This is a genomic window from Paraburkholderia sp. GAS348 (assembly GCF_050434205.1).
GTDB lineage: Bacteria > Pseudomonadota > Gammaproteobacteria > Burkholderiales > Burkholderiaceae > Paraburkholderia.
Window position 1 is genome coordinate 208,052 of record NZ_JBNPVT010000005.1, and the last position, 16,468, is coordinate 224,519.

15 protein-coding genes are annotated in these 16,468 nt (G+C 60.7%); 6 read left to right on the forward strand and 9 right to left on the reverse strand.

The window, feature by feature from the left end:
* Window positions 1–172: 172 nt before the first annotated feature.
* Window positions 173–2,338: a S8 family serine peptidase gene (locus P3T22_RS11365; RefSeq protein WP_429325010.1), complete on the forward strand. Its 2,166-nt coding sequence runs from the start codon at window positions 173–175 to the stop codon at window positions 2,336–2,338.
* 246 nt (window positions 2,339–2,584) lie between these two features.
* Here the strand turns inward: P3T22_RS11365 and P3T22_RS11370 are convergent, their stop codons facing one another.
* From P3T22_RS11370 to P3T22_RS11410, 9 genes are all read right to left on the reverse strand, one after another.
* Entirely contained in the window at window positions 2,585–4,078 is a 1,494-nt protein-coding gene (locus tag P3T22_RS11370; protein WP_429325011.1) for a DUF3443 domain-containing protein, read from the reverse strand.
* A 33-nt stretch (window positions 4,079–4,111) separates the two neighbouring features.
* Complete coding sequence (locus tag P3T22_RS11375; RefSeq protein ID WP_429325012.1) at window positions 4,112–4,564, reverse strand: DUF2844 domain-containing protein; 453 nt, start codon at window positions 4,562–4,564, stop codon at window positions 4,112–4,114.
* Window positions 4,565–4,766: 202 nt separating this feature from the next.
* On the reverse strand, window positions 4,767–6,089 hold the full coding sequence (locus P3T22_RS11380) for a DUF3443 domain-containing protein (RefSeq protein WP_429325013.1): 1,323 nt from the start codon (window positions 6,087–6,089) through the stop codon (window positions 4,767–4,769).
* 26 nt (window positions 6,090–6,115) lie between these two features.
* A complete protein-coding gene (locus P3T22_RS11385; protein ID WP_429325014.1) occupies window positions 6,116–6,592 on the reverse strand; it encodes a DUF2844 domain-containing protein in 477 nt (158 codons plus the stop codon).
* Between the two features lie 324 nt (window positions 6,593–6,916).
* Window positions 6,917–7,240 carry a rhodanese-like domain-containing protein gene (locus tag P3T22_RS11390; protein ID WP_063495027.1) on the reverse strand — a complete coding sequence of 108 codons (324 nt, stop codon included), beginning with the start codon at window positions 7,238–7,240 and terminating at the stop codon, window positions 6,917–6,919.
* A 59-nt stretch (window positions 7,241–7,299) separates the two neighbouring features.
* Complete coding sequence (locus P3T22_RS11395; protein ID WP_063495028.1) at window positions 7,300–7,953, reverse strand: protein-L-isoaspartate O-methyltransferase family protein; 654 nt, start codon at window positions 7,951–7,953, stop codon at window positions 7,300–7,302.
* A 184-nt stretch (window positions 7,954–8,137) separates the two neighbouring features.
* Complete coding sequence (locus tag P3T22_RS11400) at window positions 8,138–8,398, reverse strand: hypothetical protein (RefSeq protein ID WP_063495029.1); 261 nt, start codon at window positions 8,396–8,398, stop codon at window positions 8,138–8,140.
* Window positions 8,399–8,646: 248 nt separating this feature from the next.
* Window positions 8,647–9,807: an ABC transporter substrate-binding protein gene (locus tag P3T22_RS11405; RefSeq protein WP_429325015.1), complete on the reverse strand. Its 1,161-nt coding sequence runs from the start codon at window positions 9,805–9,807 to the stop codon at window positions 8,647–8,649.
* Window positions 9,808–9,840: 33 nt separating this feature from the next.
* Window positions 9,841–10,782 (reverse strand): CysB family HTH-type transcriptional regulator, encoded by a 942-nt coding sequence (locus P3T22_RS11410; RefSeq protein WP_063495031.1) that lies wholly within the window; start codon window positions 10,780–10,782, stop codon window positions 9,841–9,843.
* 234 nt (window positions 10,783–11,016) lie between these two features.
* Here P3T22_RS11410 and P3T22_RS11415 point away from each other — a divergent pair, with 234 nt between their 5' ends.
* The 5 genes from P3T22_RS11415 to P3T22_RS11435 all read left to right on the forward strand — a co-directional run bounded on the left by P3T22_RS11415 (window position 11,017) and on the right by P3T22_RS11435 (window position 16,411).
* Entirely contained in the window at window positions 11,017–12,696 is a 1,680-nt protein-coding gene (locus tag P3T22_RS11415; RefSeq protein ID WP_063495032.1) for a nitrite/sulfite reductase, read from the forward strand.
* 22 nt (window positions 12,697–12,718) lie between these two features.
* Window positions 12,719–13,258: a DUF934 domain-containing protein gene (locus tag P3T22_RS11420; RefSeq protein WP_063495033.1), complete on the forward strand. Its 540-nt coding sequence runs from the start codon at window positions 12,719–12,721 to the stop codon at window positions 13,256–13,258.
* Window positions 13,255–14,001, forward strand: a complete 747-nt coding sequence (locus tag P3T22_RS11425; protein WP_063495034.1) for a phosphoadenylyl-sulfate reductase — start codon at window positions 13,255–13,257, stop codon at window positions 13,999–14,001. The genes P3T22_RS11420 and P3T22_RS11425 overlap by 4 nt, the downstream gene beginning before the upstream one ends.
* Window positions 14,002–14,116: 115 nt before the next feature.
* Window positions 14,117–15,079 carry a sulfate adenylyltransferase subunit CysD gene (cysD, locus tag P3T22_RS11430; protein WP_063495035.1) on the forward strand — a complete coding sequence of 321 codons (963 nt, stop codon included), beginning with the start codon at window positions 14,117–14,119 and terminating at the stop codon, window positions 15,077–15,079.
* 18 nt (window positions 15,080–15,097) lie between these two features.
* Entirely contained in the window at window positions 15,098–16,411 is a 1,314-nt protein-coding gene (locus P3T22_RS11435; protein WP_063495036.1) for a sulfate adenylyltransferase subunit 1, read from the forward strand.
* Window positions 16,412–16,468 lie beyond the last annotated feature (57 nt).

The window sequence follows — 16,468 nt, forward strand, 5'->3', positions numbered from 1 at the left end:
ACCGTCGTTGCCAATCGTTCATTAGAAGCTGGTCGCAATAAAAATGACGTGCATTGAAGTGCGCGGACGGTTGGCATGCGGGGTCGCATTCGCGACTGAAGGCCGCGCTGTCAGATCTCAAATAGAAATAGGCGGATCAATCTGATCGGCCGTAAGAGGGATGATAAGAAATATGCGAACAGAGAGACATGAAGCCTTTCGGGTCGAATTCCAGAAAAATATTAATAAAGTCGGCCTGAGGTCGAAATCGACAGTGCGTCGCATGCTGGCTGGCGCTGCCTGTTTTTCGCTTTTGCTAGCATTAACGGCGTGTGGCGGGGACGGAGAAGGTAATACGGTATCCAAAACAACACCAACGACGATAAGTAACGCGGAAGTAGCTGCGGCGGCGAGCGCCGCCGGGTCCAACACCGTTCCACTGGCAATGTCATTAAAAATGAATACGAGCGGGTTGACGTCGGACGAGTCCAACGACCGTTTCATTGTCAAGTACAAGACCGGTACGGCTGAACGTGGATCGACCTCGGCGGTCAAGTCAAGGCTTGACCGGCTGGCGAGTGCCTTCCCTGCGAAAGCGCGCCATTTGCGCCGCATGGGCATCGGGGCTGACGTGGTGACAACCGAGCGCAAGCTGAACGGCAAAGACGCTAGGGCATTCATGCGCGCCATTGCATCGGACCCTAACGTTGAATATGTTGAAGTCGATGCAGAAATGCACACCGACATGATTCCAAGCGATGCGGACTATGGAATGCAGTGGGGCTTTACGCCAAACGAGGCAGCCAATAATCAAATTGGCGGCATACGTGCAGAGCGAGCATGGGACATTAGCAATGGTTCTGGGGTGGTGATTGCCATGCTGGATAACGGCGTAACTAGCCATAGCGACCTCGATGCCAATATCCTGCCCGGATACGACTTTACCGGTAGCAATCCAGGTGGCAACGGATCGAATCCTGGCATTACGACGGAAAAATGTTCTGTCAGTTGGCACGGTACGCACGTGGCAGGCATCCTTGCGGCGGTAACCAATAACGGCAAAGGTGTGGCAGGGACCGCGTGGGGTGCAAAGGTTGTGCCGGTTCGCGTGCTCAACGGATGCGGCTCCGGCCTAATGTCGAATGTTGCTGACGGGATCACGTGGGCGTCCGGAGGCAGTGTTGATGGAGTCCCAGCGAATCCGTTGCCGGCAAAGGTTATTAACCTGAGCCTTGGAGGCAACGGGTCTTGCAGTCGCACATACCAGAATGCAATCAATGATGCGGTCAATCGCGGGGTTTCGGTGGTCGTCGCATCAGGTAACGATAACCTGAATGCGAGCTTCTATCAGCCTGGCAATTGTCTTAACGTTATCGTTGTCTCTGGTCACAACGCCGACGGCACGCGAGTGAGTGACGCGAACTACGGATCGATCGTTGACATCTCGGCTCCCGGAGCCAACATCTGGTCTACGTGGAACTACGGGACTGCTACGCCGACTGTAAGTGACGCATACATATTTCAGAGAGGTACATCCATGGCTACCCCATTCGTGTCCGGCGTCATCGCGCTCGCTCAGGCAGCCGCACCCAAGCCTCTAACGCCAGCGGAAATGCGGAATCTGCTTATGCAAAACGCGCGCGCGTTCCCAGTCGGTGCGCCCGATCAGCCTCGTGGCGCGGGCATGCTTGACGCTGCGGCGACTATTGCTGCGGCTAGGTCAGGAAAAATTCCGATGGCGGCGAATTTTACGTGCTCACAAAGCGACCAACTAATGCAGGTGACATGCGTGGACCTGTCTACCGCCAGGGGTTCGTCCATCAGGTCATGGGTCTGGAATTTCGGCGACAGCCGTCCCGATAGGGTGAGTACGCAATCAGTCAATCCGACTGTGTGGTTCGATCAACCCGGCACTTACGAATTCACGTTGACAGTTACGGATGGCAATGGGGCCGTTAGCAGGTTGATACGCCGTTTTAATGTCGTACCGCCGACCGTTACCGACATTACCGACTACTGGGAGTATGGCGTCAAATTCGGAGCCGATCCGAATAAAAAGGTCTATTTCTCATTACAACTTTATCCCATGGTCGAAATGGTCGGACCTCTGTTTCGGACTGTGGACTACACCCTAATCCCTGGATCGTCCAGTCAAGTCGCAAAACTGGATATGAAAATCGACTCGCTCTCGATGGAAAATCCTGACTGCTCGTCCGTCGCGTCAGGTGGTCAGGCAGTGACCTGCCACATGTCAGGAATGGTTGGCACACAGTACGCATTGGTGTCCTCCAACACGGGACTGGACGGCGCGGTGATCAAGTTCCGGTACGGAAGTTCGGGGTCGCGGCGGGTGAAGTAAGGCTGAAATGCCACGGGTACGCCCTCGCAGCGTCGCGACAATTCGAGGGCGTACTGTACACATAGGTCTCAGGCAAACCATTCTGCAGAAGTCTTTTGTCGATGCCAAACGTCACTCTAATCAATAACAACGATGCTGACGCGGATACACTGGCCGTACACTCGGATGCTCACTTTTCCAAATGAATGAGGCCGGCACCGCAAGGCGCCGGCCTCATGTGTCGAACAGTTGCGCATCTCCGAACAATCAGAAGGCGACAAACGGCCCGCTCTGGGTGCCGATCTTCGCGCCTTCGAGCACGGTGTACATGCTACGACCGTAGAAAAACGGCAGACCCAACAGGAAATAACTGGAGAGGGTTTGGTAGGCCCCCAGATTGTCAAACGCAGCGTACTGGCCGGCCATCAGATTCATCGCATTGCCTACTTGGAACGATGCTGTCACGGATGTGGTCGCACCGTTGCCGGGCTGGAGCGCGGCGGACAGGCTGAGCGCGGACGGCGGTGTGTACATCAATGACCACTTGTTATACGGAATAGTGCCATCCTGGAAGAAGTTCGCACCGGAACCGCTATCGATCGCGCCTCGCGAGAACGATTTGCCCTTGTAAGTGATCGTGAAGAAGCCCGTCTGGTCCACAGGCACGACACTCGCTGTCGACGGCAGCACATTGTTTTGACGCGTGCCGACGCCGAACACCAGTTCGCCCGTGGCCATGGCCTGACCGTCGGCGGGCAACGCCGGCAAGCGGATGATTGTGCCGTTGTTGTCCGAAGTGAAGTTGGCTACCGGATTCATGACTTGCGTGTCCAGCGGCACGCGTGTGCTGGTGCACGAGGACGGGGACGCGCAATAGTAGTAGTACGCCGGAGAGGCGGACTTCGCAGCGCTAGGGAAGTCGCGCGCCCTATGGCCGATGCCGATCACACCGTTTGCGCCGAGTTCGGCAACCGTACTGAGGTCAGTGCCGCCGCGTGGGACGCAACTCGCGAGTCCGGTGGCATACGCGCTCTCACCGATCACCTGGACCGGCAGATTGCCGGCCGTCTTGCCACCGATTGTCACATCGGCCCGTTTGACCGCCCCCCACGTGTAGCCAGAGGCGAACGGCGCACATTGGGCAATTGGCGCACCACCGGTCGGGTCGTCCGTGGCCCCGGTCTGTGCTGGCAATCGGGAGGCGAGCGTCGAACCCAACGCACTGGCCATCACGCGCACGCCGATCGAACCGGTGTCGAGCAACATATGATCGATGGTGGAGCATTGCGTGCTGCCTTGTGAGCCGGGGAGGCATATGGTTGCGCTCACGTAGAGCATGTTGGTTTGACCCATCGTCCGATCGACGACGATCGGGACGGTGTTGACGTCGGCGACTGGAGTCGGAGTCGGCGTTGGAGTTGGAGTTGGAGTTGGAGTTGGAGTTGGCGTCGGAGTCGGCGTCGGAGTCGGCGTCGGCGTTGGAGTCGGCGTTGGAGTCGGCGTCGGAGTCGGCGTTGGAGTCGGCACCGGGCTCGGCGTAGGAGTCGGAGTCGGAGTCGGAGTCGGAGTCGGAGTCGGAGTCGGAGCGGGACTCGGCGTAGGCGTAGGCGAGGGCGTCGGACTCGGCGTCGGCGTTGCCGGTTTTTCGTTGTCCTTGGCCGCGTTCGAGTTGCCGTCGTCGCCACCGCCACCACCGCAAGCGGAAAGCGCCAGACTTGCCGTCAGCAGCGCGAAGCAAAGTTTCTTATTGAGGGTCTTCATGTTTCTTGTGTTCCGTGAAATCGATATGCCGCGTTACTGCAGATCGTCTGCACGGACATTCGCGGGGACGAGGCGCGGCAGAACGGCCTTGCCGAAGAAGTTTCCCGCCCGGCCTGCGGACTCGATCTGAAAATCGCCGCTGCGTTCGATCAACGGACCGGTGCCGCGCGCGCGTCCCGCACCAGCGGAGACAGCGTTCGGAAAGTAGCTGCCGAGTAGCACAACCATGTCGGGGCGCACCGGCCCTTGCCACGTGACAGCAAAGACGACATTGGTAGGCAGCACGTATTCGCGAATCCTGACGCCGTCGGTGTCATATGATTCGCGCACGCTATAGGCTGCGGTGGATGTAGAAGAGGCATTAGACGCTGCCGATTGGAGCAAGGACTTCGGGGCTGAACCCGCACCCGGTGCCCCACCCAATGCCGCATACGACGCGTGCGGCAAAAGAGCCGACACGGCCAGCACGAACTTTACAAATTTCATCACATTGCTCCAAAAAACAGGTCGGAGCATGGTGCCTGCGGGCGATTAATGAGAGGCTCTGAAAAGTCCCAACGGTGAGTAGGAAACACCGATGCGATTCGGCCGCTTCCGCGCGGCGGCAGGAGGTAGAAAAGCGCGGGAGACAGAAAGCAGGAGACAGGCGCCTCGCGACGCCGCCTCCTAAACAAGGCACGCCGAATCGTCAGAACGCGACGAACGGGCCGGTCAACGTACCGATCTTGGCGAGCCCAATCACCGTATACACGCTGCGGCCATAGAAGAACGGCAAGCCCCAGAGGAACATGCGGTTGTACGGGGAGTACGCCCCGACGTTGTTGTATGCAGCGTTACCACTTGCCGACAGGTTCAGGGCGTTGTCGATCGGGAAGGTCACGTTAACAGGCGGACTGGAACCGTCGGTGGGCTCGATCGTTGCCGTCAGGTTGAGCGGACTCGATGGCGTGTACCACTCCCACTCGGAAGTCGTGGGAATCGTGTCGTCGGGGAACACGTACGCATTCGTGCCACTATCGATCGCGCTCCTGTTAAGCACGGTGCCGTGATACTGCGTCGTCATGGTGCCGTACTCGTCGAGTGCAAAGATGTTGGCATTGGTTGGTGGCGTATTGTTCGACTGGGTGCCGACGCCGAATATCAGCTGACCGGAGACACCCGCCTGGCCACCCGCTGGAATCGCCGGCAAGCGGATGACCACGCCGTTGTAATCGGCGTCGAATGCCGCAACCGGGTTCATGACCTCCTTGGCAACTGTCATGCTCGTACTGACGCAGGAATTAACCGACGGGCAGTAGTAGTAGAGCCCAGGCACCGCCTTCGTCAGTGCATCCTTTGAGTCTTGCGTGAAGTGCCCAATTCCCAGGATACCGTTGGCGCCCAGGCTCCTGGCGGTGCTGAGGTCGGCCCCACCGCGCGCAATGCAGTCCGCCGGCGTGGTAAATGCGCCGTCACCGGTCACCTGGATCGGAATGTTGCTCGCCGTCCGGTTACCGATCGTGATGTCGGCACGCTTGACCGAGCCCCATGTGAAGCCGGAGGCGAACGTCATGCATTCGGCGATCGGGAAGGCGCCAGTATCGTCGCTGGGAGCACCGGCTTGCGTGAGCAACTGTGGACTGAGCGACTGCAGCGCGCTGGCCGCAATGCGTACGCCGGTCGACCCGGTGTCGACCAGCATGCGGTCGACGGTCACGCACGGCCCTTTGCCCTGCGTGTCGGGCACGCATACCTTGATCGAGGCGTACAGCATGTTGATGCTGCCCATCGAGTTGTCGACGCGAATGGTTACCGTATTGTTCTTGTCGGTTTTAATGTTGCTGGTATAGCCGGCGTTACCCGAGCCGCTGGCGCCGCCGGAGCCGTTGGGCGGGCTGATCCAGTCGGGAGTGGCGTTCCAGCCGATGGAGCTGCCGTCACTGTTGCTTCCGCCGCTTCCACCGCCGCAAGCTGCAAGTAGAACGCTGGCAGCCGTCATGGCCGCCCAAAACGTTTTGTGAATGGTTTTCATATTTTTTCCGTAGCTCGGTGGACGTCTTATTTCAGATCGCCCGGGCGGACGCTGGCGGGTTTCAGCCGCGGTAAATAGGCGACGCCGTAGAAGTGGCCCAGGCGGCCGGCGGACTCGACGCGAAAGTCGTCATTGCCTTCGACCATGGGGCCGGGCCCGCGCGCACGGCTTTCACCCGCGTTCACGTAGTTGGGGAAATAGCTGCCGAGCAGCGCCTTCATATCCGGCCGTATCGGCCCTTCCCAGGTGACCGCGAACACGACATTGCTGGGTAGCACGTATTCGCGGATCGTGACGCCGTCGGCGTCGAGCGACTCGCGCACGGAGTAGGGCGCCGTGGCGGTTGGGTTGGCCGCGCCCGTGCTTGCTGCGGCGGCAGACTTTGGCGTAGCGCGCAGCATTGACGGTGAGGATGAACTGGAGCTCGGCGCACCGCCCAAAGCCGCATACGACGCAAGCGGCAATAACGTTGCCGCCAGCATCATGATCTTCAAACCTTTCATCAACTTGCTCCTCCAAAAATGGTCGGAGCATGGTGCCAGTGCAAAGCTCAGGAAACCGTAAGAAAATTCTGCGGAGCGGACCGGATGGATCGCAATGAAAGGGAGGGGTCAGGGAGGTCGAAAACGGTCCGCGCCCGGAGGATGAGCGAAGAGTCGCTGGCATCGGCAAACAGCGACCAGCAGTCGTTCGAGAGTGCTTCGTCGTAAAGCCGAGAGAGGCCGGCGGCGTGCGCCGCGAGCGGAAAAAACGCGAGAGCCGCGCAATGAAGCGCGGGAGCGGCCGCGAGGGCCGGCGCCCGCGGCCGGATTATCGCGACCGTGCGATCAATAGGTGGGGACGGACGGATCGACCTGACGCGACCACGCGTCGATCCCGCCTTGCAGATTGAAGATGTTGGCATGGCCGCGCGATTCGAGGAACATCGCGACCTGGGCGCTGCGCGCGCCGTGATGGCACACGCAGACGATTTGCGCGTCGTCGTCGAGCTCTTCGCTGCGCGCGGGAATCTCACGCATCGGGATCGACACGGCGCCGGCGATCGACGCCGTCTGGATTTCCCACGGCTCGCGCACGTCGAGCAGTACGGGCGCGGGGCGCGATTGGTCGGCGAGCCATTCGGCGAGCGCGGGAGCAGTCAGATTTTGCATCAGCGGGACATCCGGTTCAGCGGCCGGCAGCGTGCCGGCCGTACAGATAAGCGTGTGAATTAAAACTTGAAGCGCGGCGGTTGCGCGGCGTTGATCAGCGGTTCGACATAGGTTTCGAACACGTCGGCGATGCGGAACTGCTTCTCGTCGATGCGCGTGATGATCTGCGCCTTCATGACCGGCGCGGTGCCGACAAAAGCCGCCAGACGGCCGCCGATCTTCAGATGTTCGAGGATTTCCTGCGGCAGCACCGGCAGGCCGCCCGAGACGCAGATCACGTCGTACGGCGCAGCGCCGGCCCAGCCGCGCGAGGCGTCGCCGGTGGCGACTTCGGCATTCAGCACGCCGTTGGCGATCAGGTTGTGCTTCGCCAACTCCGCCAGTTCCGGTTCGATATCCACCGTCAGCACGTGCTGCGCGCGGTGCGCAAGCAGGGCGGCCATGTAACCCGAGCCGGCGCCGATTTCGAGCACGCTTTCGTGTTTCTTCACCGCCAGTTCCTGCAGTACGCGCGCTTCGACGCGCGGCGCCAGCATGTGCTGGCCGGCCGGCAGCGGCACTTCGAAATCGACGAAGGCCAGATCGCGGTGGACGGTGGGGACGAAGTTTTCACGCTTGACGATCGAGAGCAGATTCAGCACGTCCTGGTCGAGCACTTCCCAGGGGCGGATCTGCTGTTCGATCATGTTGAAGCGCGCTTGCTCGATGTTCATGGTGGATTCGGCAGTGTGGTTTGGCGAGTTTGCGATTCTTTGCCACTGACCGGCGCCCTCAGGGTAGGACTCCGGGATACAGCCCCGGGGTGCAACTCGGCACACAGCAGGTCGCAGCAGGTAACTGCGGGATTGTACCAAATGGCGGCGCAAACCCACGCCGTCGCGGGCAGAGCGCCGCTGCCTAGCTGCCCTTGCTCTTCCTGATCTGCTCTTCAAAAGCGATATCGAGTTTGCTCGCTTTGCGCGGCTTGGGCGGACCGAAACCGTCGACGAACTTGACGAAGTCGTCGAGCGTGAGCGGATCGGAGACTTTCTTGTCCGTGCCGCTCGATTTGTCGACCAGGTAGAACAGGCCGCCGGACAGGCTGATCGCGGCGAACTGCGGATTGCCGCTACGGGTTTTCAGCCGCTCGACAGCGTGGATGGCTCGGGTGGTGCGCATGATGTGGGACGGCTGGTCGGGGAAAGACTTCTACTGTAGCAACTTCGCGTGGGGCGCGCGAAGTTGCGCCATTGCGCGGCCTTCTCCCTTATTTATGCGTGATCTTTTACGGTATACACCGTGCGTCCGAACTTGCACCACAGCCAATCCCGCCCAATCCTGCAGCAAATTCAGGCGGACAGACGGCGGCGGTAGGCAGTGCGATGCGCGCGGCTGAACCGGGATGGAACCCGCCGCGCATGCCATGCTCACCGACTCAGGTAAACGAACTTGCCGTTCCTGATGATGCCCATCACGCTCGCGCGCTGATCCAGACCGACGTGGTCCTTCGGGCTCGTATTGACCACGCCGTTCGGCACGACCAGTTCATGCGCGTGTTCCAGTTCGTCGCGCAACGCAACGCGGAAAGCCGGCGTGCCCGGCTGCGCTGTCTTCAACGCACGCGCGACTGCATCCTGCAAACGCGGGTACACGCCTGCCGCATCGCCCGCGAACTGCGTGACGCTGCCCGGACCGTACTTCGCTTCGTATTCGTTGGTGAACGCGAGCGCCGCCTTCTTCGCCGGATGATCGGCCGGCAGCGTGCGCGCGACCACGACCGGCTGGGTTGGGAACAGCGTGCCTTCCACATCTTTGCCGCCCAGCTTGATGAACTCGGGCGTGGCGATGCCGTGCGTCTGATAGATCGGGCCTTTGAAGCCGCGTTCGATCAGCGTGCGCTGCGGCAGCACGGTCGGCGTGCCGGCCCCGGCAATCAGGATCGCGTCCGGCTTGGCGGCCATCAGCTTGAGGATCTGGCCGGTGACGCTGGCGTCGGTGCGGTTGTAGCGCTCGGTGGCCACCAGCTGAATATGCCGCAAGGCCGCGAACTTGCTGAACTCGTTGAGCCAGCTTTCGCCGTAACCGTCCGCGAAACCGATGAAGCCTACCGTCTTCACGTTGTGGTTCGACATGTAGCGCGTCATGACGTCGGCCATCGCGCTATCGGTCTGCGCCATCTTGTAGGCCCAGACCTTCTTGCCTTCCTGCGGTTCGACCACGCTCGCCGAGCCGATCAGCGTGATCATCGGCGTCTGGCTTTCGGCGACCGGATCGAGCGCGGCCATCGCGGCTGGCGTGATATTCGGGCCGACGATCACGTCGACGTGATCTTCATTGATCAGCTTGCGGATGTTGCGCACCGCGTTGCCCGGGTCTGAAGCGTCGTCGAGGAAGATGTAGTCGGCTTTCTGACCGGCGATCGTGGCCGGCCACATCAGCATCGCATTCTTGCTGGTAATACCGATCACGGCCGCGGGGCCGGTGCTCGACAGGTCGATGCCGACCTTGATATCGGCCTGTGCTGCGGTGGCGAACAAGAGCGCGCCGAGAGCGGCCAGGCCGCTGATTTTTTTCTTATACGACGTCATCGATGGGTCTCCGTAGCGGGAAGCGTGGTCAGTTCAAAGTTCGTAGGTTTCGTGTTCGCCTTTGAGTGCCTGTTCGATCAGCCTGCGGTTCATGCTCGGCGACAGCAGTTCGACGAGCGTATACACATAGCTGCGCAGATACGCGCCCTGTTTCAGCGCGACCCGCGTCACGTTGCTGCCGAACAGGTGGCCTACCGGCATCGCGCGCAGATGGCGGTCGCGCTCGGCGTTGAACGCGATGTCCGCCATAACGCCGACGCCAAGTCCCAGTTCGACGTAGGTCTTGATCACATCGGCGTCGATCGCCTCCAGCACGATGTCCGGATGCAGGCCGCGCAGGCGGAACGCCTCGTTGATCTTGGTGCGGCCGGCGAACGCGTTGTCGTACGTAATCAAAGGATATTGGGTCAGATCATCCAGCGACAAAAGTTTGCGGTCGAGCAGCGGATGATCCGGCTGCATCACGGCGACGTGGTGCCACTGGAAACACGGTAGCGAGACCAGTTCCTTATAGTTGGCGATCGCTTCGGTGGCGATGGCCAGATCGGCCTGGTCGTGGATTACCATCTCGGCGACCTGCGTCGGGCTGCCCTGCAGGATTGAAAGGTGAACTTTCGGGAAGCGCTTCTTGAACTCGGCGATAGCGGCCGGAAGTGAGTAGCGGGCCTGCGTGTGGGTGGCGGCGATCACCAGATTGCCCTGATCCTGGGCCGCGTAATCTTTGCCGACCCGCTTGAGGCTCTCGACCTCCTGCAGAATCTTCTCAACCGACTGAAGAATGATGCGTCCCGGCTCGGTCAGCGAGCGCACGCGCTTGCCGTGTCGTGTGAAGATTTCGACGCCCAATTCGTCTTCCAGCTCGATGATCGCCTTGGAAACGCCCGGCTGGCTTGTAAACAGTGCTTTAGCCGCTTCGGTCAGGTTGAAATTCTGCCGCACAGCCTCGCGGACGAAGCGGAATTGATGCAGGTTCATATATAACCTCTCCGCATATAAAAAGAATTTTTTAGTCGTTTGAAATATAAGGCGAGTTTATTACGATCTGTCCATCTTTTTCAATATGGATATCTGTATTTGTCATAAGCAAATGAGAGATGGGTCTAAACCCTGACTCGCATGGGCTGACAAAGGGAGGTATCCGGAGCGCGGCGGAACCGGGTGGCCGGCCCCCGGACCGCCGTGTGTAACGCAAAAAATTGGGGTCCCCGAATGTACCAATACGATCAGTACGACCAGACCATCGTCGATGAGCGGGTCGTGCAATACGCCGATCAGGTTCGCCGCCGCTTGTCGGGCGAATTGAGCGAAGAGGAGTTCCGTCCGCTGCGTCTGCAGAATGGCCTGTACCTGCAGCGTCACGCGTACATGCACCGCATCGCGATTCCGTACGGCAATCTGCGCAGCGACCAGATGCGCGTGCTGGCCCAGATCGCGCGCGAACACGACCGCGGCTACGGCCACTTTTCGACGCGCTCGAACATCCAGTACAACTGGATCAAGCTTGAAGAAACGCCGGAAATCCTGCGCAAGCTTGCGGCCGTCCAGATGCACGGCATTCAGACCTCGGGCAACTGTATTCGTAACATCACGGCCGACCAGTTCGCGGGCGTAGCCCCGGATGAAGTGGTCGATCCGCGTCCGTGGGCAGAAATCCTGCGCCAATGGTCGACGTTCCACCCGGAATTCGCGTGGCTGCCGCGTAAGTTCAAGATCGCCGTGTCGGGTTCGAAGGAAGACCGCGCTGCCGTGCAGATTCACGACATGGGTGTGTATCTGAAGAAGAACGAGCAGGGCGAGCTGGTGGCCGACATTCTGGCCGGCGGCGGCATGGGCCGTACGCCGATCATCGGCGCGATCATCCGCCGCGATTTGCCGTGGCAACATCTGCTGACCTACTGCGAAGCCGTGCTGCGCGTGTACAACCGCTATGGCCGCCGCGACAACATGTACAAGGCGCGGATCAAGATTCTCGTGAAGGCGTTGAGCCCGGAGAAATTCTCGGCGCAAGTGGAAGAAGAATGGCAACACCTGAAGGACGGTCCTTCGACGCTGACGCAAGCCGAAGTGGATCGCGTGTCGCAATACTTCCAGCCGCCGGTGTATGAAAAGCTGGCCGACACGGATGCATCGTTCGAAAAGCATTTGCTGGAAAACCGTGCGTTCGCGCGCTGGGTCGAACGTAACGTGCGTCCGCACAAGGTGACGGGCTATTCGTCCGTCACGCTGTCGCTGAAGCCGACTACGATCGCCCCGGGCGACGCCACCGACGCGCAGATGGAAGCGGTCGCCGATTGGGCCGACGAATACTCGCTCGGCGAAATCCGCGTGTCGCACGAACAGAACCTGATTCTCGCGAACGTGCAGAAGCGCGACCTGTTCGCGCTGTGGGAAAAGGCCAAGGCGCAAGGTTTCGCAACGCCGAACATCGGCTTGCTGACCGACATCATCGCGTGCCCGGGCGGCGATTTCTGCTCGCTCGCGAATGCGAAGTCGATTCCGATCGCGCTGGCGATTCAGGAACGTTTCAACGATCTCGATTACGTGTACGACCTTGGCGACGTGTCGCTGAACATCTCGGGTTGTATCAACGCTTGCGGTCACCACCACGTCGGCAACATCGGCATTCTGGGCGTCGATAAGGACGGTTCGGAGTGGTATCAGGTGACGCTCGGCGGCGAGCAGGGCACGGGCGCCACGGGCGCGCATCTCGGCCGCGTGATCGGCCCGTCGTTCTCGGCGGAAGAAATGCCGGACGTGATCAGCAAGGTGATCGATACGTTCGTGGAAAACCGCATTGAGGGCGAGCGCTTCGTCGAAACGTACAATCGCATCGGCATCACCCCGTTCAAGGAACGTGTGTACGCCTCGCGCCAACCGGCTCACGCGTAACCGCGAAAAGGATACTGAACAGATGGCTTCTATCATCAAGAACCGCGCGATCGTCAACGATGACTGGACGGTGGTGCGCGCCGCCGAAGACGGCACGCTGCCCGCGGTCGATGCCTTGCCGGCCGGCAAAGTGCTGGTGCCGCTCGCGCTGTGGCAGGCTGAGCGCGACGCGCTGACCGCTTCGCGCAGCACCGCTGAAATCGGCGTGTGGCTCGCGCCGGATAGCGAACCGGCGGATCTCGTCGGCGACTTCGACACGATCGCGCTGATCGGCGTGGACTTCCCGGTGTTCCGCGACGGCCGCGGCTACAGCATCGGCCGCCTGTTGCGCGAGCGCTATGGCTATAAGGGCGAACTGCGCGCGATCGGCGACGTGCTGCGCGATCAGTTGACGTTTATGTTCCGCTGCGGCTTCGACGCTTACGCATTGCGTTCGGATAAAGACTTCGACGACGCGCTCAAGGCGTTCGACGAATTCAGCTTCAACTATCAGGGCGCGGTGAACTCGTCGCCGCTGTTCCGCCGCCGTGAAGCGGGCGAACCGGCAAAGGCCTCGGCATGAGCGACGCCCAATCGCTCACGCCGGAACTCGCCGCGAAGGTCGAGCGCCTTAATGCGCTGCTCGATTCGATCGCCGCGCGTCACGCGAACGTCAAGCTCGCCAGCAGCCTCGCAGCGGAAGACATGCTGCTCACCCACGCGATTCTGTCGCGTGGCGTGAAGATCGGCATCTTCTCGCTGAACACCGGCCGTCTGCACGCGGAAACGCTCGGCATGCTCGATCGCGTGAAAGAGCGCTACGGTTACGATATCGAGCAGTTTCATCCACAAGCGGCCGCGGTTGAAGAATATGTCGGCTCGCACGGTCTGAACGCCTTCTATGAAAGCGTCGATCTGCGCAAGCGCTGCTGCGAAATCCGCAAGGTCGAACCGCTGAACCGCGCGCTGTCGGACGTCAGCGCGTGGGTGACGGGCCAACGCCGCGAGCAGTCGGTGACGCGTGCCGAGCTGCATGAGGAAGAACACGACGCCGCGCGCAACATCGCCAAGTTCAATCCGCTGACGGACTGGACCGAAGCTGAAGTGTGGGACTATCTGAAAACGTTGAATGTGCCGGTCAATCCGCTGCATGCGCGCGGTTACCCGAGCATCGGCTGCGAGCCTTGTACCCGCGCGATCCGTCCCGGTGAAGACAGCCGGGCGGGGCGCTGGTGGTGGGAGTCGCGCGATACGAAGGAATGCGGACTGCACATCACGACGATTACGCCGATCCCCGTCAGCAGCAGCGAAAAGGTTTCGGCATAAAGCATTCAGGCGGTTCAGGCCTTGGTTTTTAGCTTGAACGCCGCAGATACCGATTTGAATACTTTCGCCTGGGCGAGCAAGCGCCCGCCCAGGCGAATCAACGAAGGACCCAAACATGAGCACCACGCTCGATTCCACTGTGAATGCACCGCTTGCCAACACGGCGAACCGGATGGACCACCTCGATTGGCTCGAAGCCGAGTCGATTCACATCCTGCGCGAACTGGTCGCCGAATGCAGCAAGCCTGCGCTGCTGTTTTCGGGCGGCAAGGATTCGGTCGTGGTGTTGCACCTCGCACTGAAGGCCTTCGGCATTGGCGCGAATCGCAAGACCGTGCTGCCGTTCCCGCTCGTGCATATCGACACCGGTCACAACTACGACGAAGTGATCGACTTCCGCGATCGCCGCGCGAAAGAGATCGGCGCCGAACTGGTGGTGGGCCACGTTGAAGATTCGATCAAGCGCGGCACCGTGCGTCTGCGTCGCGAACTGGATTCGCGCAACGCTGCGCAAGCCGTGACGCTGCTCGAAACGATCGCGGAACATGAGTACACCGCGTTGATCGGCGGCGCGCGACGCGACGAAGAAAAGGCACGTGCGAAAGAACGGATCTTCTCGTTCCGCGACGAATTCGGCCAATGGGACCCGAAGGCTCAGCGTCCGGAGCTGTGGAGCCTGTATAACGCGCGTCTGCACAACGGCGAACACCTGCGCGTGTTCCCGATCTCGAACTGGACCGAACTCGACGTGTGGCAATACATCGCCCGCGAACAGCTCGAATTGCCGTCGATCTATTACGCGCATCAGCGCGAGATCGTGCGCCGCAACGGCCTGCTCGTGCCGGTCACGCCGCTCACGCCGATGCGTGAAGGCGAGACCAGCGAAACCGCGCTGGTGCGTTTCCGCACCGTGGGCGATATCAGCTGCACGTGCCCGGTGGAAAGCGATGCGGATGATCTCGAGAAGATCATCGCCGAAACGGCCGTGACCGAAATCACGGAACGCGGCGCGACGCGGATGGACGATCAGGTCTCCGAGGCCGCGATGGAACAGCGTAAGAAGCAAGGTTATTTCTAAGCACACGGGGTAATGCAAATGAATATTCATCAACCAGAAGACCTCGGCGTGCTGCGTTTCATTACCGCGGGCAGCGTCGACGACGGCAAGAGCACGTTGATCGGCCGCCTGCTGTACGACAGCAAGGCTGTGCTTTCCGATCAACTCTCGGCGCTGTCGCGCGCGAAGAATAAGCGTACCGTTGGCGACGAAATCGATCTTTCGCTGCTGACCGATGGCCTCGAAGCCGAACGTGAGCAGGGCATCACGATCGACGTTGCATACCGTTACTTCGCAACGGCAAAGCGCAAGTTCATCATCGCCGACACGCCGGGCCACGAGCAGTACACGCGCAATATGGTGACGGGCGCATCGACGGCGCATGCGGCGATCATTCTGGTCGACGCAACGCGTGTGACGTTCGTCGACGGCGTCGCGCAACTGCTGCCGCAAACCAAGCGTCATAGCGCGATTGTGAAGCTGCTCGGCTTGCAGCACGCGATTGTCGCGATCAACAAGATGGACCTCGTCGACTACAGCGAGGCGCGCTTCAACGAGATTCGCGATGCGTATGTCGAACTCGCGCGTCAACTGGGTCTGGACGACGTGCGTTTCGTGCCGGTGTCGGCGCTCAAGGGCGACAACATCGTGACGGCTAGCGAAAGCATGCCGTGGTACGCGGGCGAGCCGCTGCTCGATTTGCTCGAAGCCTTGCCGGTCGAAGTTCCGACGGGCCAGGCGCTGCGTTTCCCGGTGCAATGGGTGGCGCGTCAGGACGGCAGCCAGGCTGACGATTTCCGCGGCTATATGGGCCGTGTCGAAGCGGGTGAGGTGAAGGTTGGCGACACCATCGTCGTGCTGCCCGCGAACCGCGAAGCGACGGTTGCCGAGATCATCGCGCCGGTGACGGGCGGTACGGCGGCGGTGGACCGCGCGTTTGCCGGTCAAACCGTGACGATCCGCCTGGCGGAGGACGTCGACGTGTCGCGTGGCGATACCTTCGTGCTGCGCGAAGCAGCGCCGGAGCCGGCGAAGAAGCTGGAAGCCGACCTGTGCTGGTTCGACGACACACCGCTGTCGACGCAACGCAAGTATCTGTTGAAGCAGACCACCAACACGGTGTTCGCGCGGATCGGTTCGATCAAGGAAGTACTCGACGTGCATACGCTGTCGCAGGCGACCGATCGCAAGGACCTGACGATGAACGACATCGGCCGCGTGTCGCTGACGTTGCAAAAGCCGCTGGTGTGCGACGTGTACGACTCGCATCAGGGCACGGGCGCGTTCGTGCTGATCGACGAAGCGACGCATCACACCGTCGCGGCTGGGATGATCCGGGCGTTTTCGGCGTGAGTCGTTGACTGGGTGATTGGCGCGCCGTCGCGCTTTGGGTTTTGCACGAACCGGACG